Consider the following 25,941-nt stretch of genomic DNA (forward strand, 5'->3'; position numbering starts at 1 on the left):
CCCGTTCACCGAGAATGTCGCATCCTGAGCGCCTGTCATCGTGTCGTTTCCCATGCCTGCAAAATCCCGTTCCGCACGCCTGACCCATCTGGACGATTCCGGACTGCCCACGATGGTGGATGTCTCGGACAAGGCGGTCACCGCGCGCAGCGCTACCGCGCAAAGCCGGGTGCGTTTCCCGGCCGCCGTTGCCGCACAGTTGCGTGCCAACGGCTTGCGCAGCGCCAAGGGCGGCATCGTGGAGACCGCGGTGATCGCCGGCACCATGGCGGTCAAACGCACGCACGACTTGATTCCGTTCTGCCACCCGTTGCCGATCGATGCCTGCCGGTTCGAGATCGACTGGGCGGGCGAGCAGCTGCTGGACATCCGTTGCACGGTGCGCTGCGTGCATCGCACCGGTGTGGAAATGGAAGCGCTCACCGGCGCCAGCGTGGCGGCCCTGACGGTCTACGACATGTGCAAGGCGTTGTCGCACAGCATGAGCATCGGCCCGACCAGGTTGGTGTCCAAGCGCGGTGGCAAGCGCGATATCGGAGCAAACCAATGAGCACGACAGTAACGGTGCTGTATTTCGCCAGCCTGCGTGAGGCAGCGGGCATTGCCAGCGAGCAGGTGCACTCGCAGGCGCAGGACCTGCGCGCGCTCTATGCCGAACTCGATACGCGCCATGGCCTGCGCTGGACGCCGGCGCAGCTGCGCGTGGCGGTGGATGGCGCGTTCGCGCGCTGGGAGGACGGCGTGCGCGATGGCAGTGAAATCGTGTTTATTCCGCCGGTGTCGGGAGGTTGAGCATGAGCGAGCAGACTTCCGCCCTCTTTGCGCTTTCCGACGTGCCTTTGCCGGTCGACAGCTTGCGCGCTGCGCTGGAGCACCCACATGCCGGCGCGTTTGCCAGTTTCGAAGGCTGGGTACGCAATCACAATGAAGGCCGCAGCGTGGCCGGGCTGCGTTACGAGGCCTACGCCGCACTGGCGCAGGCCGAAGGCCAGCGCGTGCTCGACGAGGCAATGGGTCGGTTTGCCATCGTCAACGCCTACTGCGTGCACCGCGTGGGCGAGCTGCGCATCGGCGACATGGCGGTATGGGTCGGCGTCAGCGCGGCGCATCGCGGCGCCGCATTCGATGCCTGCCGCTTCATCATCGACGAGGTCAAGGCACGCGTGCCGATCTGGAAGCACGAGCATTACCTGGAAGGCGATGCCGGCTGGCTGCATCCGGAATCGCAGACGCAGTAGCGCGTCTTGCAGGTCAGGCGCTGCCGGAACATCAAGAGATCAGTTGGTGTCCGCCGGTTGAGCGCGCCGGAAAGCGCCTGACGCTGCGCGTATTTCCGAGCCGTTGCCACGGCCGCTGCAAATCACTGGTCAGCTTTGAGCATGGCCGCAAAGCGCCGAGTCGCAGTGGTGCTTGCACAGCGTCTGCATTGCGCGCCGAGTGCGTGCGGCATCTGTCGATGCGCCATCAGTCTGGGGTTGGGGTGGTGTCCCCGCCGGTTGACCTCGGCGCCCGCATCAATCGATACCGTTGCTGCCTTCCGGCCCTGGCGGGATTTTCGATCTAGCGTCGCGAGGGACCGACGGGGCCACCATAAGACGTGGGTCACTGGCGTGACCCTGGATCCATGCAATCGCATTGCAGGATCATGAAACTGGCGGAGAGAGGGGGATTCGAACCCCCGAAGCGCGGTTTAGACGCTTACACACTTTCCAGGCGTGCTCCTTCAACCACTCGGACACCTCTCCGTACCTGCCGTGCGACCGGGTCGTCGGCAGGAGCGGGATTCTAGCCGCCGCGGGCGCCATTAACAAGGTAAAGGATCTGCCGGTCCGGCATGACGGTGCCAGCGCAGGTGGTTGGCCGGCCATCGACGCTGTCCGGCAGTCCTCCGGTGGGTGGCGACGCCGGGGCACCACGGCCGCTGAACGAACCACTTGACGCGCCATGGCACAATATCGGTTCAGAGGAAGCTGGTTGCCCGATGTCTTATCTTGTTCTCGCCCGCAAGTGGCGCCCGAAGCGTTTTGCCGAACTCGTAGGCCAGGAACACGTGGTCCGCGCGCTCAGTAACGCGCTCGACAGTGGGCGTGTGCACCACGCATTCCTGTTCACCGGCACCCGCGGCGTGGGTAAGACCACGATTGCGCGCATTTTCGCCAAATCGCTGAACTGCGAGACCGGCACCAGTGCCGATCCGTGCGGCCAGTGCCCGGCCTGCCTGGATATCGACGCCGGCCGCTATATCGACCTGCTGGAAATCGACGCCGCGTCCAATACCGGCGTGGACGATGTGCGCGAGGTGATCGAGAACGCCCAGTACATGCCCTCGCGCGGCAAGTTCAAGGTCTATCTGATCGACGAAGTGCACATGCTCTCCAAGGCGGCGTTCAATGCGCTGCTGAAGACGCTGGAAGAGCCGCCCGAGCACGTGAAGTTCCTGCTGGCCACCACCGACCCGCAGAAGCTGCCGGTGACCGTGCTGTCGCGCTGCCTGCAGTTCAATCTCAAGCGGCTGGACGAAGACCAGATCCAGGGCCAGATGACCCGGATCCTGGCCGCCGAGCAGATCGAATCGGATCCATCGGCGATCGTGCAGCTGTCCAAGGCCGCCGACGGCTCGCTGCGCGACGGCCTGTCGCTGCTCGACCAGGCCATTGCCTATGCCGGCGGTGCGCTGCGCGAGGACGTGGTGCGCACCATGCTCGGCACGGTCGATCGCACCCAGGTCGGCGCGATGCTGCAGTCGCTGGCCGACGGCGATGGCACGCGCCTGATGCAGGTGGTCGCCGCGCTGGCCGAGTTCTCGCCCGACTGGAGCGGCGTGCTGGAGGCGTTGGCCGAGGCCTTGCACCGCATCCAGGTGCAGCAGTTGGTGCCGTCGGTGGCATTCGTCGGCGATGGCATCGACCCGACTGCCTATGCCGCGCAGCTGCGGCCGGAAGTGGTGCAGCTGTGGTACCAGATGGCGCTCAACGGCCGTCGCGATCTGTATCTGGCGCCGAGTCCGCGCGCCGGTTTCGAGATGGCGGTGCTGCGCATGCTGGCCTTCCGCCCAGCGGCGGCAGTGCCGGCTGGCGGCAGTGACGATGGACGTGGTGCCAGTGCCGGCGGTCATGCGCGGTCTGCGGCAACTGGCGTGCAGGCCGCCGCCCCGGTGGCAGCCGCGCCTGCGCCTGCCACCGGGGCGGCGCCGGCCGTGATGAAGGAGGCCGCGCCTGCTGCCGTAGCTGCGGTCGCCGCACCGGCGCCGGTCGCTGCTGCGCCCGCGCCTGTCGTGGTGCTGCCCGCTGCGCAAGCATCGACCGATAGCCGCCCATCGACAGCTCCCACGCGCAGCGACGACACGCCGCCCTGGGCGATGGACGATGCGCCGGTGCGCGCCAACACTGCCCCCGTCGCTGCGCCGACGCCCGTGCTGGCGCCGGAAGCGGCAATGGCACCACCCGCAGCAGTCGATGCGGCGTTGCCGGCTGCGGCCGCGCCCGAAGCGGCGGTGGCAGTTGCCGCAGCGGCTGAGGTACCTGCATCTGCAGCGGCGGTGGTATCGATGCCATCAGTTGCCGCACCCTCCGTATCGGCACCGGAACCGACAACCGATCCATCGCCCCTGCTCGACAACGGCCATATCGCCGACGCCGAGCAGTGGCTGGATCTGGTCACCCGCAGCGGCTTGAACGGTCCCTCGCGTCAGCTCGCCGCCAATGCCGCCTTCATCGGTCATCGCGACGGCGTGCTGCGCCTGGCGCTGGCACCGGGCTTCGAATACCTCAATTCCGAGCGTTCCATCACCAACCTTGCGCAGGCACTCGCGCCCGAGTTGGGAAATACGCCGCGCATCGTCATCGAGACCGGCAATGCCGATGTCGAGACCCTGCACGAGCGGGCCAGTCGCCAGAAAGGCGAGCGCCAGAGCGCGGCCGAAACAGCGTTCATGAACGACCCGAACGTGCAGCAGCTGATTCAGCAGCAAGGCGCGCGGGTCGTCCCCGATTCCATCCGCCCTTACGACGAGTAACGACACATGCGTGGGAACATTGCCCAATTGATGCAGCAGGCGCAGAAAATGCAGGAAAACCTGCAGCGCGCCCAGGAAGAACTGGCCAAGCTGGAAGTCACCGGCACTGCCGGCGGCGGCATGGTCAGCGTGACGCTGACCGGCGCCAAGGAGTGCCGCAAGGTCCGCATCGACCCGAGCATCCTCTCCGACCAGGAAATGGCCGAGGACTTGATCGCCGCCGCCTTCAACGACGCCTCCAACAAGATCGACGCCGAATCCAAGGACCGCATGGGCTCGGCCACCGCCGGCATGCAGCTGCCGCCGGGCATGAAGTTGCCGTTCTGAGAGGCGGGGAATCGGGAGTGGGGAATCGGGAATCGTAAGAGCGAGGTTGTCCTTGGCTTCTGCGATTCCCCAATCCCGATTCCCGATTCCCGACCCAATGTCCTCTCTTCTCGAACAACTGATCGAGGCCTTCCGGGTATTGCCGGGTGTGGGCCAGAAATCGGCCCAGCGCATGGCCTACCACCTGCTCGAACGCGAGCGCGAGGGGGGGCGCCGCCTGGCTGCGGCGCTGGCCAATGCGGTGGAAAAGGTTGGCCATTGCGTGCAATGCCGCGACTTCACCGAGGCGGAGATCTGCGCGATCTGTGCCAGCAGCAGCCGCGACCGGCAGCAGCTGTGCGTGGTGGAATCGCCGGCCGATCGCCTGGCGATCGAACATGCCACCGGCTACCGCGGGCTGTACTTCATCCTGCAGGGCCGGCTGTCGCCGCTGGACGGCATCGGCCCGCGCGAGCTGGGCCTGGATCGGCTCGGCGAGCGTCTGGCCACCGGTGAGGTCACCGAAATGATCATCGCCACCAATGCCACCGTGGAAGGCGAGGCGACCGCGCATTACCTGGCGCAGCTTGCCCGCCAGCATGCGGTGCGCCCGAGCCGTTTGGCGCAGGGCATGCCGTTGGGCGGCGAGCTGGAATACGTCGATCGCGGCACCTTGTCGCATGCCTTTGGCACCCGGGGTGAGGTGCTTTGAGGGCGGGGAATCGGGATTGGGGAATCGGCAATCGGAGAAGCGAAAAGCAGTGGCGCGCGCGGTAAGCTCTTGCGATTCCCCACTCCCGACTCCCGATTCCCCACCCATGACCGACACCATCTTCGGCAAGATCATTCGTCGCGAAATCCCGGCCAACATCGTCTATGAAGACGACGAGGTGCTGGGCTTTCAGGACATCGCACCGCAGGCGCCGGTGCATGTGCTGTTCATTCCCAAGCAGCACGCGATTCCCACGCTGGACGACGTGCCGCCGGAGCAGGCGCTGTTGGTGGGCAAGCTCGCACTCGCTGCAGCGTCGTATGCACGCGAGCAGGGGCTGGCGCAGGACGGCTATCGCATCGTGATGAACTGCCGCGAGCATGCCGGCCAGACGGTGTTCCATATCCATCTGCATCTGCTGGCCGGCGCGCCGTTGGGACGGTTCGGCACGCCCTGACCTGGTTGCTTGATCGAGCGCATCAGCGCCTGTTCCAGCAGCCGTATCGCATAAACAAAAACGCCGCTCCCTGCGAGCGGCGTTTTTGCGTGTCACTGACTCAGCGGTCGATTACCACCAGCCGCGGCCCCAGCCCCAGCCACCGCCCCAGCGCGGGCCCCACGGGTCGCCCCACGGGCCGTACGGGTAGGCCGGCACCACATCCACCTCGCGCACGACCGGCCACAGGTAGACCACGTCGGCATTCACCTTGGGCAGCTTGTAGTCGTACTCGCCAATCTTGGTGGTTTCGTAGCCTTCGATCTTGCCGATGAAGGTCACTTCGCGGCCGGGCTCGAACACGGCCGGGTCGTAGAAGCCCGAGCGGCAGGCCAGGAAGCGGCCATCGCTGGCGTCCACGGCGTTGCGGTCCGGACGGCCGCTGGCATTGAGCGGACGCGAGATCAGCTCGAAGCAGGTCTGGCCCTGCCCGGGCTTGGTCTGGATGATCTTGCCGCCCCAGCGCACCGACGTGCCGACCTGGGCGCTGGCAGTGGAATCGCTCGGACTGACCGTAGGGAACTGACCCTGCAGCGGCTTGGGCGCGGTGGCACAGGCGGCGAGCCCGAGCGCGGCGACGATGGGAAGAAGAAAGCGGGTACTCATGAGGAAGCTCCGGTTCGCGGGCGATGCTGCTGCAGATCTTTGAGGAGTGAGGCGCTGTCCGAATCAGCGCCAGCGTAGCGCGCGGCAGCGAAACGTTGGCTGAGTGCCAACAATGCCGGATTCGGGTGTGAACGGGCGACACGTTGCGCCCAGGCGATGGCCGGTTCGTGTGGTTCGCGGGCCAGGCCGAGCTTGTCGTAGCGGCGGCCCAGGCGATGCCAGGCGCGCAGCAGCGGGTCGCGCTCACGCTCGCCGCGCGCCAGCAGCCAACCCATCCACGCCAGCGCGCTGACCGCAAACACGCCGAAGATGGCGGCCAGTTGCGAGCTGTCCAGGCGATCGATGCCGAAGGGTTGCAGCAGCCGCTGCTGGCGGTCGGCGTCGAAGGACAGCACCAGATCGTTCCAGCCGCGGCGCAGCAGGTCGCTGACCTGGCCCAGGCTGGCCAACATGCCGAGCTGGGCAAAATTGTTGCCCGCGCCGCCCTGCACGCGGTCTTCCAGCGTGTCGTAGATGCGTTCCGGCGCCACCGCCGCGGTGGGATCCACCCGCACCCAGCCGCGCCCGGCCAGCCAGACTTCGGTCCAGGCATGCGCATCCATGCGCCGCACCACCCAGTAATTGCCGAAGCCGTTGTAGGTGCCGCCGGCATACCCGGTGACCACGCGCGCCGGGATGCCGGCCGCGCGCATCAGCACCACGAACGAAGAGCTGAAGTGCTCGCAGAACCCGGCCTTCTGCTGGAACAGGAATTCGTCGACGCTGTTGCGGCCAAGCAGGGGGGTATCCAGGGTGTAGGCGAAGTCGCGGGTGATCCACTGCAGCGCGCGCTGCACCACGGCATCGTCGTTGCTGCCGGCTTCCGCGCGCCATTGCCGTGCCAGCGCGAGCGTACGTGGATTGAAGCCCGGCGGCAGGGCGAGGGCGCGCTTGCGCAACTGGTCCGGCAGGTCGGTGTCGAAGCGTGCCGGTGGCGCCGATTGCAGCTCCCAGCGGGTCAACGCACTCAATGGCCGCTGCGCGAACAGTTCGTAGTCGGGCGACAGCTCGGCATTGGCCACCGCCTGCGTGGGCAGGTCCAGCGACACCAGCTGGCGACGATCGGTGGGCTCGTAGTCCAGGCGATAGCGATAGCGCTGCGGCCCGGCGGTGACCGAGGCGGGTTGGCCGCGGCCGGTCCAGCGCGCGCGCTGCCAGGTCCGGCCATCGAAGTCCCACATCACCGGCCCGCGCCAGTAGCGTTGCTGCGGCGGCGGCGCCTTGCCGGTGAACTGCACGCGCAGCGCCGGGCTGTCGTCGGCCATCAGGTCGATCCATTCGCCCGGCGACATGTTGTCCGACAGGCCCGGCCGCGACAGCGCGCGCTCGGGCACGCCCCACAGCGGCGAGCTCAGGCGCGGCAGCAGCCAGAACGTGGCCAGGGCCAGCGGCACGCCGATGGCGACCAGCTTGCCGATGCCGCGCAACTGCATCCGCAGCGTAGGCGTGGCGGTGCGGTGTTCCTCGTCGGCCAGCCGCTGCATGCTCAGTAGCGCGCTCACTACCGCCAGCAGCGCCAGCCCCATCGTCGCCGGCCCCTGGTCGAGCAGAAACGCCGCAAACGGGGCGAACAACGCAAAGCCGAGCAGGCTGCGCGCATCGCGCAAGGTGCGCAGCTCGGAGGCCTTGATCGCCAGCATCGCGGCCAGCACCGCGCAGCCGGTGTCGCGGCCGAAGCGCATGCCGATCTGCCAGTACACCGCGCCCAGCATCGCCACCACCAGCAACAACCGCACCGGTGCCATCAAGGTGCCGCGCCAGCTCAGCACCCCGACCAGCACGGCGGCCACGGCAATGGTGCCGGCGAGCAGGCCGGGCAGCTGCAACAGCAACGGCGCCAGTGCCAGCCAACTGGTGACCAGCACCCAGGCGCGGCTGGCCTGGGTGATCGGGACGGACGGCTCAGTCATGGGGAAGCAGGGCCAGGGCGCGCAGACACAGGTGATGGTGGGCCGGACCTTGTGCAGGCCCCAGCGGCGGTTGGCCCGGCAACAACAAGCGGTAGCGCCGCCCGTCGCGCTCGGCCAGGTTGACCCAGCGGGCAAGCCGCGCGATGCGGCGCTCGTACGGCAGCGCATTGAGCGTGCGCCAGTCCAGCGTGACTTCGATGCCCAGCGGCTGCTCGTATTCGCGCACCAGCAGGCTGTCGCGGCGTGCCGAATGCTTCCAGGAAATCGTGCGTGGCGCATCGCCGGCGCGATACGGGCGCAGTTGGTGCAGCTCCTCGCCTTGCGGGTGCAGGCGGGTCTGGTTGGGCGAACCGGCGCCCTCGGGCAATGCCGGCCCCTGTTCCTCGGGCCTGGGATAGGCCAGCAGCGGTGTCTCCGGCCAGACCCACGACCAGGCGCGCACCAGCCCCAGCGGCTGGGTGCTGGACAGGCGGATGCGTTCGATGTCCTGCCAGCCGCGCCGCTCGGTGGGCACCGGCAGGTCCACCTCGGCCATGTCGTGCTCGAGCAACGCACAGAAGCCGCTGCTGTTCAGATGATCCAGGCGCAGCCCACGCCGTGCGCGGCTGTCGCGACGTGCCAGCGACACCCGCATGCGCAACGGTTCGCCGGCGACCACCGGTTCGGCCGACACCGCCTCGATGCGCAGCGCCGACAACTGCAGGTGCGCCATGATGCTGCTGGCAATCCCGGCGGTGGCCAGCAGCAGCGCCAGCAGCAGCGCCGGGTTGTTGTTGTAGTTCAATGCGCCCAGCAGCATCGCCAGCAGCAAGGCGGTGACGAACAACCCGAAGCGCGTCGGCAGCACGTAGATGCGACGCCGATCCAGCACGATCGGCAAGGCCTCCGCGCCCCGCGGGCGCGCCAGCAGGCTGAGTCGGCGGCCAATGCCGCGCACGTGCGCACGCACCTGGATCAGTCCACCGGCACGCTGTGCAGCAGCGCCTTGGCCAGCGCCGGCCCGGACGAGGATTCGGCCTCCGGCACCAGCCGGTGCCCGGCCACCGCCACGAACAAGGCCTGCACGTCTTCCGGCAGCACGTGCTCGCGGCCGAGCAGCAGCGCGTAGGCCTTGGCCGCGCGCAGCAGCGCGATGCCGGCACGCGGCGACAGCCCCACGCGCACCCCGGCGTGCTGGCGGCTGCGCAGCAGCAAGGCCTGCACATAGCCGATCAGCGCATCGCTGGTATGGATCTGGCCCACCACCGTACGCAATGCCACCACGTCGGCGTCGCTGAGCTGCGGTGCGGCCTGGGCGATCAGCTCGCGCCGATCCACGCCCGACAGCAACGCGCGCTCGGCGTCGGCGCTCGGGTAGCCCAGGCTGAGCCGCAGCAGGAAGCGATCCAGTTGCGAATCCGGCAGCGGGAAGGTGCCGGACAGATCGACCGGGTTCTGCGTGGCGATCACGAAGAACGGCTCCGGCAACGCATGGGTGACGCCGTCGAGCGTGACCTGCTGTTCGGCCATGGCCTCCAGCAGCGAGCTTTGCGTACGCGGCGGGGCGCGATTGATTTCGTCGGCCAGCAGCACGTTGGTGAACACCGGGCCGGGATGGAACTGGAACTGGCGCGAGGCGGCGTCGTAGACCGACACGCCCAGCACGTCTGCCGGCAGCAGGTCGGAGGTGAACTGCACGCGCTGGAAGCCCAGCCCCAGGCTGGAGGCCATCGCGTGGGCGAGGGTGGTCTTGCCCAGGCCGGGCAGGTCTTCGATCAACAGATGTCCGCCGGACAGCAGTGCCACGAACGCCAGGCGCACTTCCTGCGCCTTGCCCAGCAGCAGCGAATTGACCTGGTCTTGTGCGCGCCGCAGCGATTGGCGCAGCGCATCGGTTAGCATTTCCGTGGAACGCAGCGGTGTCGACATCACAATTCCGTAGGTGGAAGAAGAGTGCACAGGGCAATGCAAGGGGACCAACGCGCACATCGCACCTTCGTGATCCTGTGGACACTGGCGACGGCCGTCAAGCTGTTGATTGCCGCGCGGCTGCCGCTGTTCGTCGACGAGGCGTTCTATTGGCAGGAAGGCCAGCATCTGGCCGCCGCGTATTCGGATCTGCCGGGCATGACCGCCTGGCTGGCGCGGCTGGGCGTGGAACTGGGCGGGCATCATCTGCTGGCCCTGCGCCTGCCGTTTCTGGCCATTGCCGCGCTGATTCCCTGGTTGATCGCGCATATCGCCACGCGCTGGTTCGGCTCCACGCTGGGCTGGCAGGCCGGCAGCCTGACCCTGCTGATGCCACTGTCGGCAACGCTCGGCATCCTGGCGGTGCCGGATGTGCCGATGGCGCTGGCGGCGGTGCTGTGCATGGATGCCGGCGCGCGGTTGCTGCGCGAGGTCGATGCCACCAGTGCGCTCGAGCTCGCCATCGGCCTGGTGATCGGCGCGCTCAGTCATTACCGCTTTGCCGGGGTGATCGGGGTGGGCTGCATCGCGCTGCTGTGCATTCCGCAGGGGCGCGCGGTCATGCGCGACCCGCGCATCTGGATGGCGCTGACGGTGGGCGCGGTGAGCTGGCTGCCGCTGCTGTTCTGGAACACCGAGCACGACGAGGCCGGGCTGCGCTTCCAACTGGTCGACCGGCATCCATGGCGCTTTCAGATCACCGGGCTGTGGTTCTTGCTGATACAGGCGGTGCTGGTGACCCCGCTGCTGGCCTGGGCGATGCTCAAGGTCGGCCTGGCCGGCACGCGTACCGGTGGCGGTTCGCGTGCGCAATGGCGCTATTTCGGCCTGCTGGGCGGGATTTCGACCGTGGCGATCTTCGTGCTCGGCTTCTTCAGCGATGCCGAGCGGATCAGCTTCCACTGGCCGCTGCCGGGCTACCTGGCCCTGCTGGTGGCGGTGCCAGTGATCCTGATGCGTTGGCCGCATACGCTGCGTCGCGCGGCCTGGGCGATTGCGCTGCTCGGTACCCTGGGTGCGTACGGCTATTACCTGGCCGTGTCGGTGCCGTCGATTCGCGCACATGCGGCCGGCGAAAAATACTATCCGCGCAACTTCGCCGGGTGGAAGGACCTGGCGCGCGCGGTCAAGCTCCGGCTCGCGCAGATGCCGCCGGGCACGCGCGTGCTGGCAGAAAACTTCAAGGTCGGTGCCGAGTTGGGCTTTCAACTGCACGATGCCAACGTGGAAGTGCTGCGTGCGGAGTTGAACGACAAGCACGGACGCAGCGCGCAGCTGCAGCAGTGGGGGCTGCTCAGCGATGGCACGCGCGCCGGGCCGCGGCTGCTGGTGCTCTCGCCCAGCGATCAGCGTTATCGCGACCTGTTGAAGCGCTATCACGACATCTGCGAGATGGTCGGGCCGCTGCCGCCGCCCACGGTTGTGTCCACCGATCACGGCTACCAGCGCTTCCTGCTGTTCGCGCTGCCGGCGCAACGCCAGCCCGGGTCGTGCATCGCTCCGGCGATGGCCTGGATCGATACGCCGCTGCCGGACGTGCGCGTGGCCGGGCGGGTGCAGGTGCGCGGCTGGGCATTCAAGGACGGCGTCGGGCTGTCGCAGGTGGAGCTGCTGATGGACGGGCGCCCGGTCGCGCAGGCCGAGTACGGCACGCCGCTGGATGTGCGCCCGTATTGGAAGATCTCCACCGACCCGCAGCACCCCAACGTCGGTTTCAACGCCACCTTCGACACGCATGCGCTGCCGCCGGGCACGCATTGGCTGGGACTGCGCCTGCATGGCCACGACGGCAGCGTCGAGGACTGGTGGGAACAGCCCATCACCGTTTCCGCACCTTAGATCACGCAATGACCGACGCCATGACTGTTGTCTCTCCCGTGCCTGTGCCCGGGATCCGAATCGCCGTGCTGGTGCCCTGCCATAACGAGGCGGCGACGGTCGCCTCGGTGGTCGCTGCGTTTGCCGCTGCCTTGCCGGGCGCGGCGATCCATGTGCTGGACAACAATTCCAGCGACGCCACCGCGACGATCGCCGCAGCGGCCGGCGCGCAGGTGTGCCGCGTGGCGCTGCAGGGCAAGGGCAATGTGGTGCGGCGTGGATTTGCCGATGTGGAAGCGGACATCTATGTGCTGGTCGATGGCGATGCGACTTACGACGCGGCCGCCGCACCGGCGCTGGTGCGCAAGCTGATCGACGAGCGCCTGGACATGGTGGTCGGCGCGCGCCGCGATCAGCAGCAGGCCGCGTATCGGCCCGGTCATCGCATCGGCAACGTATTGCTGACGCGGTGCGCGGGGCTGCTGTTCGGCCGTAGTTTCGACGACATGCTGTCCGGCTATCGGGTGTTCTCGCGGCGCTACGTCAAATCCTTCGCTGCGCATGCGCAGGGATTCGAAACCGAAACCGAATTGGCCGTGCACGCATTGCAGTTGCGCATGCCGGTGGCCGAGGTCGAAACGGCCTACGGCGTGCGCCCGGAGGGCTCGCAAAGCAAGTTGAATACCTGGCGCGATGGCTGGCGCATCCTCACCACCATTGCCAAGTTGTTCAAGGCCGAGCGGCCGTTGTTGTTCTTCTCCATCGGCTTTGTGCTTAGCGCCACGTTGTCGATCGTGCTGGCGATTCCGTTGTTCGAAACCTATTTCCAGACCGGGCTGGTGCCACGGTTTCCCACGGCGATCCTGTGCGTGGCGCTGATGCTGCTGGGTTTCCTGCTGCTGGCGTGCGGGCTGATCCTGGACACGGTCACGCGCGGACGCGTCGAGGCCAAGCATCTGGCGTATCTGGCCGAGCCGGGTGTCGCCACTGTTGTGGCGCCGCGTGCGCCTGGAGCTACCCGCTGATGGCAGCCATCGCGACATCGACGCCGGTGGGCCGGCGACAGCGGCTGTTGCACTGGGCCGATCGCCATTTCGGCTTTCATTCGCCACGCCAGATCGCCGCGGCGGTGACAGCGGTCGTGCTGCTGGGCGCGCTGCTGTCGCTTGGGCTGGGCCAGGACGCCAACTGGGACCTGCGCAACTACCACCTCTACATCGGCGACGCCTGGGCACACGACCGGCTGGGCGTGGATCTGGCGCCGGCGCAGATGCAGAGTTACTTCAGCCCATTGCTCGATGTGCTGCATGCCTGGCTGATGCTGCAGCTTCCCGGGCCGGTGGCCGGGCTGCTGCTGGGCGGCTTGCATGCGCTGGTGTTCGTTCCGGTGGCGGCAGTGGCATGGCGCGTATTGGCCGGGCAAACGCGGCGCGCGCAATGGGCGCCGCTGCTTGCAGTGGCCGGCATGTGCAGCGCGGTGTTTCTGTCCGGGCTTGGCGGCACCATGGGCGATACCGCCAGCGCGATCCCGGTGCTGGCGGCGCTGGCGCTGGTGTTGTCGGCGCAGGCGCGGGCGCGGCAGGGCACGCATGCCGTGCATCGATGGGCCATTGCCGGCGCACTGATCGGCCTGGCCGTCTCGCTCAAGCTCACCAATGCGCTCTACGCGTTGGCGCTGGTGCCGGCGGTCCTGTGCGATGGCGGGCGGTTGCGTTCGCGCATGCTGGGCCTTGGCGTGCTTTCCGGCGTTGCGGCGCTGGTGTTGGTGCTGGTGGCCGGGCCCTGGTATTGGCAGGTCTGGCAGCACCTGGGCAATCCGCTGTTTCCGCAGTTCAACGGAGTCTTCAAATCGCCGCTGGCGCAGCCGGTATCGATCGCCGATGTGCGGTGGTTGCCGCGCAATCTCGGCGAGCAGCTGATCTGGCCGCTTCTGTTTACCTTCAAGCCGCAGCGGATCGGCGATCTCGGTCTGGTGCAGGCCGGTTGGGCGGTGCTGTATGCGGTGACGCTGGTCGCTGCAGGGCGCGGGTTGCTGCGTCGGCCGGTGCGACAGGTCGGGCTGGATCGCTCGGCCGTGGTCCTGCTGGTGTTCTTCGGCGTTGCGTACGCGCTGTGGCAGGCCATTTTCAGCATTCATCGCTATCTGGTGGTGCTGGAGCTGCTTGCGCCGATGGTGCTCTGGATCGTGAGCCGGCACGCATTTGCCGCACGCGCCGATCGCAAGGCGGCCTGGTTGATCGGGCTATGTGCCCTGGTCGCGGTGGTCGGGTGGAAGGATTGGGGGCATGAAGCCTGGGCACGCGACAGCTTCCAGGTGCAGCAACCGGCGATGGGCGAACCTGCCGCTTCCACGGTGTTGCTGGTCGGCGACGAGCCGCAATCCTGGCGGGTGCCGCTGCTTCCGCGGCAGGTGCGTTACATCGGTGTGGCGACGAATATTGCCGAGACCGACCAGTACCGGCAGCGCGTGCGCACGTTGATTGCCGAGCGGCCCCAGCTCTACGCCATGCTGGGCGCGGCGCGCGACAAGCAGCAGTTGCGGATCGACCGGATGAATCGCTGGGCGCAGCGGCTAGGGTGGAGCGTGCAACCACAATGCACGCGCCTGCGCTGGTTGATCGCGCGCGGCCTGCGCGCCGAACTGGATGCATCGCAGCCGGGCCGCTGCGTGCTCAACATTGCCAAGGGCAGGGCACTGGACATCGCCGCCGCAGACCATGCGGTGCGCGAGGCCGCGCAGCAGCGCCTGGCCGCGTACGGGCTGACGCTGGACCCTGCGCGCTGCCGCACGCTGTCCTCGCGCGTGGGGCAGGCCGATTATCCGTATCAGTTCTGTGAGCTGACTCGGCCCGATTAGGGCTGCGTGCCTGGTGCAGGGATTGGGGATTCGAGATTCGGGATTGGGGAGTTTTGTTCGTGCCCGATCTTTTCCGTGCGTGCGCGGCCTTCACTCCTGGCCGCACTGCAATTCTTACGGGATCTCGAACCCCGCCTGCCGCAGCAGCCGTGCCAGCGCGATCAGCGGCAGACCGACCAGGGCGGTGGGGTCCTGCGAGCGAATGGCGTCGAACAGGCTGATCCCGAAACCCTCGCACTTGAAGCTGCCGGCGCAATCCAGCGCTGGCTCGGCGGCCAGGTAGCGGTCGATTTCGGCGGGCGTCAGCGGGCGCAGCTGCACTTCGGTCAGGTCCAGCGCGTGCGCGGTGCGGCCAGGGCCGGCCAGGCTCACTGCCGTATGGAAGCGCACCACGCGGCCGGACATCGCGGTCAGCTGCGCATGCGCCCGCTCCAGCGTGCCCGGTTTGCCCAGGGCCTGGCCGTCCAGGTCGGCGACCTGGTCCGAACCGATCACCCAGGCGTCGGGCGCCTGCGCAGCCACCGCTGCTGCCTTTTCGGCAGCCAGTCGGCTGGCCAGCGCGTGCGGGCGCTCCCCAGGCTGCGCCTGCTCGTCGACCTCCGGCCGGGCGGTGGTGAAGTCCAGGCGCAGCCGGCCGAGCAACTCGCGCCGATAGACAGAGGTGGAGGCAAGAATCAGGCGTGGCATCATGGGGCGCTGCACAGGACGGGCAGGGAGTCTGCCAGCCTTGGCGCCTTGCGAGGCGCGTGAATAGGGGTATTTGACAGGGCGTCGGCGGATCTTTAACATTCTGCGGCTTATGTCCGCGAACGTACCCGAAATGCTGGATGCTTGGCGGATGGTCGCAGCGCGCAGGCGCTTCGATGGCCGCATCCCGCTCTCTGCGATGACCCGCCTGCGAGGGAGCTTGGTCGATACCGAGGGCGAGTGTGTCTATTCGCTCCAGTTCGATCATGACGACCTGCTGAAGGTCGCCTATGTCGAACTCAGTGTCGATGTCGAGCTTCCGCTGGCCTGCCAGCGCAGCCTGCAGCGTTTTCTGTATCCGGTGCAAATCAGACAGCGTCTTGGTTTGATCCGTGACGAAGCCGACGAAGCTGCGTTGCCGGCCGAGTACGAGGCCTTGCTGGTGCCGGAAGATGGCATGCTGCGGGCCGCGGATCTGGTCGAGGACGAACTGGTGTTGTCGATACCGGTGGTGCCGATGGCGCCGGGCAGCGAGGCCGTCGAGGCCGAGTGGGTTCCGACCCAGGAAGAGCAAGACAAGGCCAGTCCGTTCGCGGCGCTGGCAGCGTTCAAAAAACAGTAACCGCCGCTGTGAAGGGCGGAAAGACAGGTCGGCGCGGGCGTAAAGCGTCCTGTTCGACTCGACAGACAAGTTATCGAACTTAAGTTGGAGCAATCCCATGGCTGTGCAGAAATCCCGAGTTACCCCGTCGCGTCGCGGCCAGCGTCGTTCGCACGATGCCCTGACCGCCAAGCAGCTGTCGACTGATCCGACCAGCGGCGAGATCCATCTGCGCCACCACATCACCGCTGACGGTTACTACCGCGGCAAGAAGGTGATTGCGACCAAGTCGTCGGCCGTCCAAGAAGATTGATTCGTGGCACCCGGCGCGTTCGACGCCGCTGGGTGACCCTCGCTTCTTCCGGAGCCGCCGATCACCGCGGCTCTTGCAACAGGGAACAGTATGAGCAAGCGGATCTATTCCAGAATCGCGGGCACGGGTAGCTATTTGCCCGAAAAGGTGTTGACCAACGACGATATGTCCAAGATCGTCGACACCAGCGATGAATGGATCTTCTCGCGCACTGGTATCCGTGAGCGTCACATCGTCGCCGACGACCAGACCACCAGCGACCTGGCGTATTTCGCCTCGCTGAAGGCGATGGAAGCGGCCGGCGTCACCGCCGACGAGCTCGATCTGATCGTCGTCGGCACCACCACTCCGGACCTGATCTTCCCGTCCACTGCCTGCCTGTTGCAGGCGCGGTTGGGCAATGTCGGGTGTGGCGCGATGGACGTCAACGCCGCCTGCTCGGGCTTTGTCTACGCGCTCAGCGTGGCCGACAAGTTCGTGCGCAGCGGCGACGCCAAGACCGTGTTGGTGGTGGGCGCAGAAACCCTGACCCGCATCGTCGACTGGACCGACCGCACCACCTGCGTGCTGTTCGGCGATGGCGCTGGCGCGGTCGTGCTCAAGGCTGACGAAGACACCGGCATCCTCAGCACCCATCTGCATGCCGATGGCAGCAAGAAAGAGCTGCTGTGGGATCCGGTCGGCGTGTCGGTGGGCTTCGGTGAAGGCAAGAACGGCGGCGGCGCGTTGCTGATGAAGGGCAACGACGTGTTCAAGTACGCGGTCAAGGCGCTGGATTCGGTGGTCGACGAGACCCTGGCCGCCAATGGCTACGACAAGCACGACCTGGACTGGCTGATCCCGCACCAGGCCAACCTGCGCATCATCGAAGCCACCGCCAAGCGGCTGGATCTGCCGATGGAGCAGGTGGTCGTCACCGTGGATCGCCACGGCAATACCTCCTCGGCCTCGGTGCCGCTGGCGTTGGACGAAGCGGTGCGCTCCGGCCGCGTGCAGCGGGGTCAATTGCTGCTGCTGGAAGCGTTCGGTGGTGGATTTACCTGGGGCTCGGCGCTGCTGCGCTACTGAGTTCCGCAGGCAGCGCCGCGTCCGCCGGCGATGCCTGACAGCGTCAGGGACGGACCCGTTATGGCAGAACCCATCGTCATCGCCGGACAGCGCGTCTGGCTGAAGCAGTACCGCCGCGACAGCCGGGCGGTCTCGCTCGGAGCACTCAACTTCGTCGCCCGCCGCTGGGGCCTGGACGCCTTGCGTCCACCGCCGCACCGTGGCGGCGATGCCGCGCGCGATCTGGAAGCGCGCCGGCTCGGCGAACTGCAGGCGCAAGCGGTGAATGTGCCGCGCGTGGTCGGTTGCGGGCAGGCGGCCCTGGTGCTCAGCGACAACGGCCGTTCCTTTGCCAGCTGCCTGCGCGAGGCCGACGCGCCCGAGCGCGACCGCCTGATCGCGCTGGCGGTGGCGGCCATTGCCGCTGCCCATCGCGATGGCGCGTATTTCGGCCAGCCGCTTCCGCGCAACATGACCTTCGACGGGCAGGCGGTCGGCTTCATCGATTTCGAAGAAGACCCGCTGGAAGTGATGGACCTGGCGCAGGCCCAGGCGCGCGACTGGCTGGTGTTCGGCTACGGCGTGGCCAAGTATTACCGCGGCCGCCGCGAGGTGCTGCAGCGGTTGATGACGGGCGCCTTCGATGCGGCCTGCCCGGCGGTGGCGGCGCATGCGCATGTGGTGACCGGGCGCCTGCAGCGGTTTGCGCAGCTCACCGGTCGCCTGGGGCGCTCGGCCGGGGCGCTGGCGCGCGCCATTTTAGCCATTCACGCGGCGACGTCCCTGGCCGTGGTGCTGGTGCTGGTGATGTGCGTGGACTGGCTCGCCGATGGCGAAATGGACCTGCTCAACGCCTTACTGTAAGTGTGCCGGCGGTCGCGCCGGACGGGCCTTGCATACGCGGCAGTACAGACGCCGGGGCGATTTCGCACGTATCATCCCGGCTCGATTTTTGTAGGCAGCAACGCGTGACCGAATCCACTCTCGCCTTCGTGTTCCCCGGCCAGGGCTCGCAGTCCCTGGGCATGCTGGCCGAACTGTCCGAGCTGCATCCGCAGATCCGCGAAACCTTCGCCGAAGCCTCCGAAGGCGCTGGCGTCGACTTGTGGGCGCTGTCCCAGGGCGGCCCGGAAGAGATGCTCAACCGCACCGAATACACCCAGCCGGCCTTGCTGGCCGCCGGCGTGGCCGTGTGGCGGCTGTGGAATGCGCAGCGCGGGCAGCGCCCGGCGGTCCTGGCCGGGCACAGCCTGGGCGAATACACCGCGCTGGTCGCTGCCGGCGCCCTGTCGCTGCACGACGGCGCGCACCTGGTGCGGCTGCGCGGCCAGTTCATGCAGGCCGCCGCGCCGGCCGGTGTCGGTGCGATGGCGGCGGTGCTGGGCGCCGAGGATGCGCTGGTGCTGGAGGTCTGTGCCGAGGCGGCAGGCAGCCAGGTGGTGGTGCCGGCCAATTTCAACTCGCCCGGTCAGATCGTGATCGGCGGCGATGCGGCGGCGGTGGATCGCGCGCTGGCCCTGCTGGCCGAGCGCGGCGTGCGCAAGGCGGTCAAGCTGGCGGTGAGCGTGCCCTCGCATACCCCGTTGATGCGCGATGCCGCCAACCAGCTCGCCGAAGCGATGGCCGGGCTGAGCTGGCACGCCCCGCAGATTCCGGTGGTGCAGAACGTCGATGCGCGCGTGCACACCGGCAGCGATGCGATCCGCCAGGCGCTGGCCGAGCAGCTGTACCTGCCGGTGCAGTGGACCGGCTGCGTGCAGGCGCTGGCCGCCCAGGGCATCACCCGGATCGCCGAATGCGGCCCCGGCAAGGTGCTGAGCGGGCTGATCAAGCGCATCGACAAGAGCCTGGACGCCCGTCCGCTGGCCACGCCTGCCGATTACGCCGGCGCGCTCGAGGCGTGGACGCACTGATTCGACGCACCTGCCGGCGCTGCCGGCAGCCCTCACCGTTCGCGGCTGCGGTCGCGAGCTCCCCACTCGAGGAACAGCATTCATGAGCAAGCCTCTGCAGGGCGAGATCGCCCTCGTCACCGGTGCCAGTCGCGGGATTGGCGCGGCCATCGCCGACACGCTGGCCACCCAGGGCGCCACCGTGATCGGCACCGCGACCTCGGTCTCCGGCGCTGCGGCGATCGGTGCGCGCCTGGCTGCCCAGGGCGGCTACGGCCGTGAGCTCAACGTCACCGACGCCGCGGCGGTCGATGGCCTGATCGATGCGATCGGCAAGGAGTTCGGCGCGATCTCGATCCTGGTCAACAACGCCGGCATCACCCGCGACAACCTGTTGATGCGGATGAAGGACGACGACTGGCAGGCGATCATCGACACCAACCTGACCAGCGTGTTCCGCACCTCCAAGGCGGTGATGCGCGGCATGATGAAGGCGCGCAAGGGCCGCATCGTCAACATCGCCTCGGTGGTGGGCGTGACCGGTAACCCCGGCCAGACCAACTACGCTGCGGCCAAGGCCGGCATCATCGCGTTCTCCAAGTCGCTGGCCAAGGAAATCGGCTCGCGCGGGGTCACCGTGAATGTGGTGGCGCCCGGCTTCATCGATACCGACATGACCAAGGCGCTGCCCGAGGAGGCCAAGGCCGCCCTGCTGCAGCAGATCGCGCTCGGGCATCTGGGCGCGCCGGAAGACATCGCCAATGCGGTGGCGTTCCTGGCCGGCCCGAGCGCCGGTTACATCACCGGTGAGACCCTGCACGTCAACGGTGGCATGTACATGCCGTGAGCGTGCGGCGCCGGGAGGCGCTAAGTGGCTGATCGGCCGGGACTTGTGATGCAATGCAAGGCTCGGTCGCTTCCACTACACTATCCAACGCGGCCATCGCAGCCCGATGGCGTTTTTTTCGTACCACCACTACTCCATCTGGAGCGATATCCCCAATGAGCACCATCGAAGAACGCGTCAAGAAAATCGTCGTCGAACAACTCGGCGTCAAGGAAGAGGAAGTCACCACCAGCGCATCGTTCGTCGATGACCTGGGTGCCGACTCGCTGGACACCGTCGAGCTGGTGATGGCGCTGGAAGAAGAGTTCGAGTGCGAGATCCCGGACGAAGAGGCTGAGAAGATCACCTCGGTCCAGCAGGCGATCGACTACGTCAAGGCTCACGTCAAGAGCTGATGCGTTGTTCCTGACCGCGGTGGCGTGCGTCAAGCCGCTGCTGCGTCAGACATTCCATGGGGCCGCTGATGCGGCCCTGTGTTTTTCAAGCGTCATCCGCAAACCGCAAGCACCGTCCGTTCCGTGGTGAGGAGATCTGCAATGAGTCGTCGTGTTGTCGTTACCGGCATGGGCATGGTGTCGCCGCTGGGCAATGATCTGGCCACCAGCTGGGATGGAATCATCCACGGGCGCTCAGGCATCGGCCCGATCACGCAGATCGATGCCTCGCAGTTCACCACCAAGATCGCCGGCGAGATCAAGAATTTCGACCCCACGCTTTTTGTGTCCGCCAAGGACGTCAAGAAGATGGATTCGTTCATCCATTACGGTGTCGGCGCCTCGTTCATGGCGTTGGACGATTCCGGCCTGGAAATCGACGAAAGCAATGCCGAACGCGTTGGCGCCATTCTCGGCTCCGGCATCGGCGGGCTGCTCGGTATCGAAGAGCAGACCATCAAATTCCATGAGGGCGGCGCGCGCAAGATTTCGCCGTTCTATGTGCCCAGCACCATCATCAACATGCTGCCGGGCCAGGTCAGCCTGATCAAGGGCCTGAAAGGCCCGACCTTCTCGGCCGTATCGGCCTGCGCCACCTCCAACCATTCGATCGGCACCGCGATGCGCATGATCCAGCATGGCGACGCCGATGTGATGCTGGCCGGCGGCGCCGAGCGCGGCTCTTCGCCGAGTTCGGTGGGCGGCTTCTGCGCGATGAAGGCCATGTCCACCCGCAACGACGACCCGACCGGCGCCTCGCGTCCGTGGGACAAGCAGCGCGACGGCTTCGTGCTGGGCGACGGTGCCGGCGTGCTGGTGCTGGAAGAGTACGAACACGCCAAGGCGCGTGGCGCGCGCATCTATGCAGAACTGGTCGGCTTTGGCGCCAGCTCCGACGCCTTCCACATGACCGCACCCAGCGAAGACGGTGAGGGTGCGGCGCGCAGCATGGCCGCGGCGATGCGCGATGCCAAGCTCAATCCCGAGCAGATCGGCTACCTCAACGCGCACGGCACCTCCACGCCGCTGGGCGATCTGGCCGAAACCCTGGCGATGAAGCGCGCGCTGGGCGACCACGCCTACAAGACCATGGTCAGCTCGACCAAGTCGATGACCGGCCACCTGCTCGGCGCGGCCGGCGGCGTGGAAGCGATCTTCTCGGTGATGGCGCTGCATACCGGCATCATTCCGCCGACCATCAATCTGGAAGAGCCCAGCGAAGGCTGCGATCTGGATTACGTGCCGAACGTGGCGCGCGAGGTGCAGGTGGATGCGGTGATGTCCAACGGCTTCGGCTTCGGCGGCACCAACGGCACGCTGGTGTTCAAGCGCGTCTGACGTCCCGGCGCTGGTGTACCGCGAACAATGCTTCGCGGTACACGCCGCACCCAGGTTACGGCGGTCGGGCAGGGCGTGTGTACGCGGCCGAACGTCGCTCCGCGAGCTGATTCTTTTCTTCATGCGTGCCCTGCCTCCCTTGCAGGGCGGCGCCTCTTAGCACCTCACGCCCAACCGGCCGATGACGCTCACCAGACCCCTGCACGCCGACATCGACCTGCTGGCGCTGCATCGGCTGGCGCCGCAGCGGTATCCGGCACTGCTCGAATCCACCGCCTCCGGCACCGCGCACGGTCGCTGGGATGTGCTGCTGCTTGCAGACGGCGCACGCCTGCGGCTGGATGCCGATGGGCGCACGCGCGACGGCGATAGACGCGTGCTGGACGGTGGCTTTCTGCACGCACTGGATGCGGCCTGGCAGGCCGAGCGCCTGCCGCACGATGCGACCAGCCCCTGGCCGTTTCGCGGCGGCTGGGCGGTATTGCTGGATTACGAACTGGCCGCGCAGGTCGAACCGATTCTGCAGTTGCCCACGCGCAGCTATGGCTTGCCGAGCGCACTGGCCTTGCGTGCGCCTGCCGCAGTGCTGCGCGACCGGGTGCAAGGCCGCTGCATCGCGCTGGCCGAGCCGGGCCGCGAGGATCTGCTGACCCGCATCGTCGAGGACATCGCCGCCTGCGCCGCATTGCCACCATTGCCCGGCTGGGTCGGGCCGGAGGCTGTCGATGAGGACGCGCCGGAGCGCTTCACCGATGCAGTGGAGCGCGTGCTCGATTATCTGCGCGCCGGCGATGTGTTCCAGGCCAATATCTCGCGCGCCTGGCATGCGAGGTTCGCCGCGGCGGTCGATCCGGCGGCGTTGCATGCGCGCCTGCGCGCGGCCAATCCCGCTCCGTTTGCCGGCCTGTTCGTCGCGGCAGGACGCGCGGTGGTGAGTTCCTCGCCGGAGCGGCTGGTGTCGGTGCAGGGCGATGTGGTGCAGACGCGCCCGATCGCCGGCACCCGCGCGCGCTTTGCCGGCGACGACGATGCCGCACGCATCCGCGAGCTGGTCGGCCATCCGAAGGAGCGCGCCGAGCACGTCATGCTGATCGACCTGGAGCGCAACGACCTGGGACGCATCTGCGCGCCCGGCACGGTGGAGGTGGACGAGCTGATGGGCGTGGAAAGCTACGCGCACGTGCACCACATCGTCAGCAATGTGCGCGGCCGTCTGCGCGCCGACGTCACTCCGGGCGAGGCGATCGCCGCGGTGTTTCCCGGCGGCACCATCACCGGATGTCCGAAGGTGCGCTGCATGCAGATCATCGCCGAGCTCGAACGCACCGCGCGTGGGGCCTACACCGGCGCATTCGGCTGGCTCAATCGCGACGGCGACATGGATCTGAACATCCTGATCCGCACCGCCGAGGTGGCCGGGGAGCAGGTGCATTTCCGCACCGGCGCCGGGATCGTGGTGGATTCGGACCCGCAGCGCGAACTGGACGAGACCCGCGCCAAGGCGCGCGGCGTGCTGCGCGCCTTCGACCAGGCATGAGCGCTTCAACGGGACATCACCGGCGCGCGGTATCCTGCGCGGCGCTGGGGCAATGACGAGGTGCGTGTGGCGGTGACTGGCAAACGTGGATGTCTGGCTGTGCTGGGCACGGCCCTGTTGCTCGTGGCGCTGCTGGCGATTGCGGGGCTGGTGGCGTGGCGGCATTACCTGCACTTTGCCGAGACACCGGTGAGCGCGAGCGCGCCCAGCGTGGTGATCGCGCCCGGCGATTCGCTCAAGGCCACGTTGCGCAAGTTGCGCGCCGCCGGCGTGGCGCAGGGCACCGATCTGGAATGGCAGTTGCTCGCGCGCCAGGTCGATGCGGCCGGCAAACTCAAGGTGGGCGAATACGCGCTGGCGCCGGCGCTGTCGCCGCGCGAGCTGCTCGAACGCATGCGCCAGGGCCGGGTGATCCAGTACCGCTTCACCATCGTGGAAGGCTGGAACTTCCGCCAGCTGCGCGCCGCGATCGCCACCGCCATGCCGCTGCAGCAATCCATCGCTGCGCTGGACGATGCGGCGTTGATGGCGCGGCTGGGGTTCGCCAACCAGCACCCGGAAGGACGCTTCCTGCCGGAAACCTATCTCTACCAGCGCGGCGACAGCGATCTGGACGTGCTCAAGCGTGCCCACCTGGCCATGGACAAGGCGCTGGCGCAGGCCTGGGAGCAGCGCGCGCCCGATCTGCCGCTCGGCTCGCCGGAACAGGCGTTGATCCTGGCCTCCATTATCGAAAAGGAAACCGCGCTGGGCTCGGAGCGCCCGTTGATTGCCGGCGTGTTCCTGCGTCGCCTGCAGCTGGGTATGAAGCTGCAGACCGACCCCACCGTGATCTACGGCATCGGCAGCAGTTACGACGGCAATATCCGTCGCCGCGACCTGACCACCGATACGCCGTACAACACCTACACGCGTACCGGCCTGACCCCGACGCCGATTGCCATGCCCGGCCGTGAGGCCTTGCTGGCGGCGGTGCGTCCGGCGCCAGGGAATGCCCTGTACTTCGTGGCGGTCGGCGATGGCACCGGCGCGCATGCGTTCTCGGCCACCCTGGCCGAACACAATGCCGCGGTGGCGCGTTACCTGCAGCGCCGTCGCCTGCCGCAACCGGAGTCCACTCCATGACCACTGCGTTTTCACCCTGGCAGCAGCGCGCCTACGACCAGACGCTGGCGGCACTGGACGCCGGCCGGCTCGGGCACGGCCTGCTGATCTGCGGGCCGGATGGCCTGGGCAAGCGTGCGGTGGCGCTGGCGCTGGCTGAGCACGTGCTGGCCAGCTCGCCGGACCCGGCGCTGGCGCAGCGCAGCCGGCAGCTGATCGCAGCTGGAACCCACCCGGACCTGCAGCTGATCTCGTTCATTCCCAACCGTACCGGCGACAAGCTGCGCACCGAGATCGTGATCGAGCAGGTACGCGAGATTTCGCAAAAGCTCTCGCTGACCCCGCAATACGGCATCGCCCAGATCGTGATCGTCGACCCGGCCGATGCGATCAATCGCGCCGCCTGCAACGCCTTGCTCAAGACGCTGGAAGAACCCTCGCCGGGGCGCTACCTGTGGTTGATCAGCGCGCAGCCGGCGCGCCTGCCGGCGACCATCCGCAGCCGCTGCCAGCGTCTGGAGTTCAAGCTGCCGCCCGCACACGAGGCGCTGGCCTGGCTGCTGTCGCAAGGTGTCGACGAGCGGGCTGCACAGGAAGCGCTGGATGCCGCACGCGGTCATCCGGGGCTTGCGGCGCAGTGGCTGCGCGAGGATGGCCTGGCGGTGCGCCGCGCGGTGGCGCAGGACCTGGAGCAGATCGCCGCCGGGCGCGCCAGCGCAGTGGATATTGCGCAGCGCTGGACCAACGACGGCCAGGCCGACCAGCGTCTGCGCCACGCGGCAGACCTTGCGCTGGCACAGGCATCGGCCGGCTTGACCGATCCGTCCCGGTTGCACAAGCTGGCGACCTGGTTCGACGCCGCCAATCGCACCCGCGACCTGCTGCGCACCACCGTCCGCGCCGATCTGGCGGTGACGGAATTGTTGCTGGCCTGGCGCGAGGGAGAGCGTCCGGCACGTTCTAGGGGAACTCGATGAGTGCAATGAATGCACGCCAGGGCATTTTGTCGCTGGCGTTGAAGGACAAGCCGGCGCTCTACAGCGCCTACATGCCGTTTGTGAAAGGTGGCGGTATCTTCGTGCCCACGCCCAAGCGCTACATGCTCGGCGACGAAGTCTTCCTGCTGCTGACCCTGCCGGACTCCAGCGAACGCCTGCCGGTGGCCGGCAAGGTGGTCTGGACCACCCCGGCCGGCGCGCAGGGCAACCGCGCCGCCGGCATCGGCGTGCAGTTCCCGGACGGCCCGGAAGGCGAGGGTGTGCGCAACAAGATCGAGATGTTGCTGGCGGGTCTGACGACCTCGGACAAGCCGACGCATACGATGTGAGGCGATGCGGTGTGAGGCGGGTGCGGGTGCGCGTGATCGCAGTCGTGTTGGACGCGGGGCATCGAAGCTGCGTATCGGGCGTTTGAACGGCGCCGAATCGATCGCCGC

At 67.5% G+C, this 25,941-nt stretch carries 27 protein-coding genes, 1 tRNA gene and 1 other RNA gene; 22 read left to right on the top strand and 7 right to left on the bottom strand.

The features are described 5' to 3' along the window. Window positions 1-52 precede the first annotated feature (52 nt). From moaC to ABQY74_RS05700, 3 genes are read left to right on the top strand one after another with little or no spacing between them, the layout of a single operon-like run. The gene (gene moaC / locus ABQY74_RS05690) at window positions 53-550 is read left to right on the top strand and encodes a cyclic pyranopterin monophosphate synthase MoaC (protein ID WP_039523889.1); all 498 of its coding nucleotides are present in this window, start codon (window positions 53-55) and stop codon (window positions 548-550) included. Next, window positions 547-792: a MoaD/ThiS family protein gene (locus tag ABQY74_RS05695; protein ID WP_016902532.1), complete on the top strand. Its 246-nt coding sequence runs from the start codon at window positions 547-549 to the stop codon at window positions 790-792. Before moaC ends, ABQY74_RS05695 begins: the two co-directional genes overlap by 4 nt. Then, window positions 789-1,238: a molybdenum cofactor biosynthesis protein MoaE gene (locus ABQY74_RS05700; RefSeq protein ID WP_047128245.1), complete on the top strand. Its 450-nt coding sequence runs from the start codon at window positions 789-791 to the stop codon at window positions 1,236-1,238. Before ABQY74_RS05695 ends, ABQY74_RS05700 begins: the two co-directional genes overlap by 4 nt. 248 nt (window positions 1,239-1,486) lie before the next feature. Here ABQY74_RS05700 and ffs read toward each other — a convergent pair. Further along, window positions 1,487-1,583, bottom strand: an RNA gene (gene ffs / locus ABQY74_RS05705) — signal recognition particle sRNA small type. Window positions 1,584-1,652: 69 nt separating this feature from the next. Then, window positions 1,653-1,745, bottom strand: a tRNA-Ser gene (locus tag ABQY74_RS05710). 236 nt (window positions 1,746-1,981) lie between these two features. Between ABQY74_RS05710 and dnaX the strand changes: the two genes are divergently transcribed. From dnaX to ABQY74_RS05730, 4 genes are all read left to right on the top strand, one after another. Beyond that, window positions 1,982-4,015 (top strand): DNA polymerase III subunit gamma/tau, encoded by a 2,034-nt coding sequence (dnaX, locus tag ABQY74_RS05715; RefSeq protein WP_115510459.1) that lies wholly within the window; start codon window positions 1,982-1,984, stop codon window positions 4,013-4,015. 6 nt (window positions 4,016-4,021) lie between these two features. After that, the gene (locus ABQY74_RS05720; protein WP_005913896.1) at window positions 4,022-4,342 is read left to right on the top strand and encodes a YbaB/EbfC family nucleoid-associated protein; all 321 of its coding nucleotides are present in this window, start codon (window positions 4,022-4,024) and stop codon (window positions 4,340-4,342) included. 97 nt (window positions 4,343-4,439) lie between these two features. Further along, window positions 4,440-5,033, top strand: a complete 594-nt coding sequence (recR, locus tag ABQY74_RS05725) for a recombination mediator RecR (protein ID WP_115510458.1) — start codon at window positions 4,440-4,442, stop codon at window positions 5,031-5,033. Window positions 5,034-5,139: 106 nt separating this feature from the next. After that, window positions 5,140-5,490, top strand: a complete 351-nt coding sequence (locus ABQY74_RS05730; protein ID WP_006448425.1) for a histidine triad nucleotide-binding protein — start codon at window positions 5,140-5,142, stop codon at window positions 5,488-5,490. A gap of 111 nt (window positions 5,491-5,601) precedes the next feature. Here ABQY74_RS05730 and ABQY74_RS05735 read toward each other — a convergent pair whose 3' ends face one another. The 4 genes from ABQY74_RS05735 to ABQY74_RS05750 are packed head-to-tail and all read right to left on the bottom strand — an operon-like array spanning window position 5,602 to window position 9,992. After that, complete coding sequence (locus ABQY74_RS05735) at window positions 5,602-6,135, bottom strand: Slp family lipoprotein (RefSeq protein WP_016902527.1); 534 nt, start codon at window positions 6,133-6,135, stop codon at window positions 5,602-5,604. After that, on the bottom strand, window positions 6,132-8,084 hold the full coding sequence (locus ABQY74_RS05740; RefSeq protein WP_126968516.1) for a DUF3488 and transglutaminase-like domain-containing protein: 1,953 nt from the start codon (window positions 8,082-8,084) through the stop codon (window positions 6,132-6,134). Before ABQY74_RS05740 ends, ABQY74_RS05735 begins: the two co-directional genes overlap by 4 nt. Beyond that, the gene (locus tag ABQY74_RS05745) at window positions 8,077-9,033 is read right to left on the bottom strand and encodes a DUF58 domain-containing protein (RefSeq protein ID WP_104576234.1); all 957 of its coding nucleotides are present in this window, start codon (window positions 9,031-9,033) and stop codon (window positions 8,077-8,079) included. The genes ABQY74_RS05740 and ABQY74_RS05745 overlap by 8 nt, the downstream gene beginning before the upstream one ends. A 5-nt stretch (window positions 9,034-9,038) precedes the next feature. Then, a complete protein-coding gene (locus tag ABQY74_RS05750) occupies window positions 9,039-9,992 on the bottom strand; it encodes a MoxR family ATPase (RefSeq protein ID WP_016902524.1) in 954 nt (317 codons plus the stop codon). 36 nt (window positions 9,993-10,028) lie between these two features. Here ABQY74_RS05750 and ABQY74_RS05755 point away from each other — a divergent pair, with 36 nt between their 5' ends. Genes ABQY74_RS05755 through ABQY74_RS05765 form a run of 3 tightly spaced genes read left to right on the top strand, consistent with a single transcriptional unit; the run spans window position 10,029 to window position 14,706 of the window. After that, window positions 10,029-11,870, top strand: coding sequence for a glycosyltransferase family 39 protein (locus ABQY74_RS05755; protein WP_349793518.1), 1,842 nt, complete (start codon window positions 10,029-10,031; stop codon window positions 11,868-11,870). Between the two features lie 8 nt (window positions 11,871-11,878). Beyond that, window positions 11,879-12,874, top strand: coding sequence for a glycosyltransferase (locus ABQY74_RS05760; RefSeq protein WP_349793516.1), 996 nt, complete (start codon window positions 11,879-11,881; stop codon window positions 12,872-12,874). Next, window positions 12,874-14,706: a hypothetical protein gene (locus ABQY74_RS05765; protein WP_349793514.1), complete on the top strand. Its 1,833-nt coding sequence runs from the start codon at window positions 12,874-12,876 to the stop codon at window positions 14,704-14,706. Before ABQY74_RS05760 ends, ABQY74_RS05765 begins: the two co-directional genes overlap by 1 nt. 114 nt (window positions 14,707-14,820) lie before the next feature. On the opposite strand, the gene ABQY74_RS05770 is transcribed toward ABQY74_RS05765, so the two are convergent. After that, window positions 14,821-15,396 (bottom strand): nucleoside triphosphate pyrophosphatase, encoded by a 576-nt coding sequence (locus ABQY74_RS05770; RefSeq protein ID WP_126968512.1) that lies wholly within the window; start codon window positions 15,394-15,396, stop codon window positions 14,821-14,823. 109 nt (window positions 15,397-15,505) lie between these two features. On the opposite strand from ABQY74_RS05770, the gene ABQY74_RS05775 reads away from it, so the two are divergent. From ABQY74_RS05775 to ABQY74_RS05830, 12 genes are all read left to right on the top strand, one after another. Beyond that, window positions 15,506-16,015, top strand: a complete 510-nt coding sequence (locus tag ABQY74_RS05775; RefSeq protein ID WP_047128252.1) for a YceD family protein — start codon at window positions 15,506-15,508, stop codon at window positions 16,013-16,015. 97 nt (window positions 16,016-16,112) lie between these two features. Further along, window positions 16,113-16,307: a 50S ribosomal protein L32 gene (rpmF, locus tag ABQY74_RS05780; protein WP_003483870.1), complete on the top strand. Its 195-nt coding sequence runs from the start codon at window positions 16,113-16,115 to the stop codon at window positions 16,305-16,307. 90 nt (window positions 16,308-16,397) lie between these two features. After that, window positions 16,398-17,375, top strand: coding sequence for a beta-ketoacyl-ACP synthase III (locus tag ABQY74_RS05785; RefSeq protein ID WP_024938452.1), 978 nt, complete (start codon window positions 16,398-16,400; stop codon window positions 17,373-17,375). Between the two features lie 60 nt (window positions 17,376-17,435). Next, entirely contained in the window at window positions 17,436-18,218 is a 783-nt protein-coding gene (locus ABQY74_RS05790; RefSeq protein WP_349793512.1) for a serine/threonine protein phosphatase, read from the top strand. A gap of 104 nt (window positions 18,219-18,322) precedes the next feature. After that, window positions 18,323-19,267, top strand: a complete 945-nt coding sequence (gene fabD, locus ABQY74_RS05795; protein WP_102583874.1) for an ACP S-malonyltransferase — start codon at window positions 18,323-18,325, stop codon at window positions 19,265-19,267. An 82-nt stretch (window positions 19,268-19,349) separates the two neighbouring features. Beyond that, window positions 19,350-20,093 carry a 3-oxoacyl-ACP reductase FabG gene (gene fabG, locus ABQY74_RS05800; protein ID WP_102583875.1) on the top strand — a complete coding sequence of 248 codons (744 nt, stop codon included), beginning with the start codon at window positions 19,350-19,352 and terminating at the stop codon, window positions 20,091-20,093. 155 nt (window positions 20,094-20,248) lie between these two features. Beyond that, entirely contained in the window at window positions 20,249-20,488 is a 240-nt protein-coding gene (gene acpP / locus ABQY74_RS05805; protein WP_002814322.1) for an acyl carrier protein, read from the top strand. Between the two features lie 141 nt (window positions 20,489-20,629). Then, entirely contained in the window at window positions 20,630-21,865 is a 1,236-nt protein-coding gene (gene fabF, locus ABQY74_RS05810; RefSeq protein ID WP_024938455.1) for a beta-ketoacyl-ACP synthase II, read from the top strand. A 181-nt stretch (window positions 21,866-22,046) separates the two neighbouring features. After that, complete coding sequence (locus tag ABQY74_RS05815) at window positions 22,047-23,402, top strand: aminodeoxychorismate synthase component I (RefSeq protein WP_349793509.1); 1,356 nt, start codon at window positions 22,047-22,049, stop codon at window positions 23,400-23,402. A 60-nt stretch (window positions 23,403-23,462) separates the two neighbouring features. After that, complete coding sequence (gene mltG, locus ABQY74_RS05820) at window positions 23,463-24,527, top strand: endolytic transglycosylase MltG (protein WP_349793507.1); 1,065 nt, start codon at window positions 23,463-23,465, stop codon at window positions 24,525-24,527. Then, a complete protein-coding gene (locus tag ABQY74_RS05825) occupies window positions 24,524-25,483 on the top strand; it encodes a DNA polymerase III subunit delta' (RefSeq protein ID WP_039523908.1) in 960 nt (319 codons plus the stop codon). Before mltG ends, ABQY74_RS05825 begins: the two co-directional genes overlap by 4 nt. After that, entirely contained in the window at window positions 25,480-25,833 is a 354-nt protein-coding gene (locus tag ABQY74_RS05830; protein ID WP_024938459.1) for a PilZ domain-containing protein, read from the top strand. Before ABQY74_RS05825 ends, ABQY74_RS05830 begins: the two co-directional genes overlap by 4 nt. Window positions 25,834-25,941 lie beyond the last annotated feature (108 nt).

The organism is Xanthomonas sp. WHRI 7064 (genome assembly GCF_040202355.2).
In the GTDB taxonomy this organism is placed as follows: domain Bacteria; phylum Pseudomonadota; class Gammaproteobacteria; order Xanthomonadales; family Xanthomonadaceae; genus Xanthomonas; species Xanthomonas arboricola.

Excerpts from the sequence above, each read along its gene's own strand:
- moaC (WP_039523889.1), top strand. The coding sequence starts at position 53 with ATGCCTGCAAAATCCCGTTCCGCACGCCTGACCCATCTGGACGATTCC.
- ABQY74_RS05695 (WP_016902532.1), top strand. The coding sequence starts at position 547 with ATGAGCACGACAGTAACGGTGCTGTATTTCGCCAGCCTGCGTGAGGCA.
- dnaX (WP_115510459.1), top strand. The coding sequence starts at position 1,982 with ATGTCTTATCTTGTTCTCGCCCGCAAGTGGCGCCCGAAGCGTTTTGCC.
- ABQY74_RS05720 (WP_005913896.1), top strand. The coding sequence starts at position 4,022 with ATGCGTGGGAACATTGCCCAATTGATGCAGCAGGCGCAGAAAATGCAG.
- recR (WP_115510458.1), top strand. The coding sequence starts at position 4,440 with ATGTCCTCTCTTCTCGAACAACTGATCGAGGCCTTCCGGGTATTGCCG.
- ABQY74_RS05730 (WP_006448425.1), top strand. The coding sequence starts at position 5,140 with ATGACCGACACCATCTTCGGCAAGATCATTCGTCGCGAAATCCCGGCC.
- ABQY74_RS05735 (WP_016902527.1), bottom strand. The coding sequence starts at position 6,135 with ATGAGTACCCGCTTTCTTCTTCCCATCGTCGCCGCGCTCGGGCTCGCC.
- ABQY74_RS05740 (WP_126968516.1), bottom strand. The coding sequence starts at position 8,084 with ATGACTGAGCCGTCCGTCCCGATCACCCAGGCCAGCCGCGCCTGGGTG.
- ABQY74_RS05750 (WP_016902524.1), bottom strand. The coding sequence starts at position 9,992 with ATGTCGACACCGCTGCGTTCCACGGAAATGCTAACCGATGCGCTGCGC.
- ABQY74_RS05755 (WP_349793518.1), top strand. The coding sequence starts at position 10,029 with ATGCAAGGGGACCAACGCGCACATCGCACCTTCGTGATCCTGTGGACA.
- ABQY74_RS05760 (WP_349793516.1), top strand. The coding sequence starts at position 11,879 with ATGACCGACGCCATGACTGTTGTCTCTCCCGTGCCTGTGCCCGGGATC.
- ABQY74_RS05765 (WP_349793514.1), top strand. The coding sequence starts at position 12,874 with ATGGCAGCCATCGCGACATCGACGCCGGTGGGCCGGCGACAGCGGCTG.
- ABQY74_RS05770 (WP_126968512.1), bottom strand. The coding sequence starts at position 15,396 with ATGATGCCACGCCTGATTCTTGCCTCCACCTCTGTCTATCGGCGCGAG.
- ABQY74_RS05775 (WP_047128252.1), top strand. The coding sequence starts at position 15,506 with ATGTCCGCGAACGTACCCGAAATGCTGGATGCTTGGCGGATGGTCGCA.
- rpmF (WP_003483870.1), top strand. The coding sequence starts at position 16,113 with ATGGCTGTGCAGAAATCCCGAGTTACCCCGTCGCGTCGCGGCCAGCGT.
- ABQY74_RS05785 (WP_024938452.1), top strand. The coding sequence starts at position 16,398 with ATGAGCAAGCGGATCTATTCCAGAATCGCGGGCACGGGTAGCTATTTG.
- ABQY74_RS05790 (WP_349793512.1), top strand. The coding sequence starts at position 17,436 with ATGGCAGAACCCATCGTCATCGCCGGACAGCGCGTCTGGCTGAAGCAG.
- fabG (WP_102583875.1), top strand. The coding sequence starts at position 19,350 with ATGAGCAAGCCTCTGCAGGGCGAGATCGCCCTCGTCACCGGTGCCAGT.
- acpP (WP_002814322.1), top strand. The coding sequence starts at position 20,249 with ATGAGCACCATCGAAGAACGCGTCAAGAAAATCGTCGTCGAACAACTC.
- fabF (WP_024938455.1), top strand. The coding sequence starts at position 20,630 with ATGAGTCGTCGTGTTGTCGTTACCGGCATGGGCATGGTGTCGCCGCTG.
- ABQY74_RS05815 (WP_349793509.1), top strand. The coding sequence starts at position 22,047 with ATGACGCTCACCAGACCCCTGCACGCCGACATCGACCTGCTGGCGCTG.
- ABQY74_RS05825 (WP_039523908.1), top strand. The coding sequence starts at position 24,524 with ATGACCACTGCGTTTTCACCCTGGCAGCAGCGCGCCTACGACCAGACG.
- ABQY74_RS05830 (WP_024938459.1), top strand. The coding sequence starts at position 25,480 with ATGAGTGCAATGAATGCACGCCAGGGCATTTTGTCGCTGGCGTTGAAG.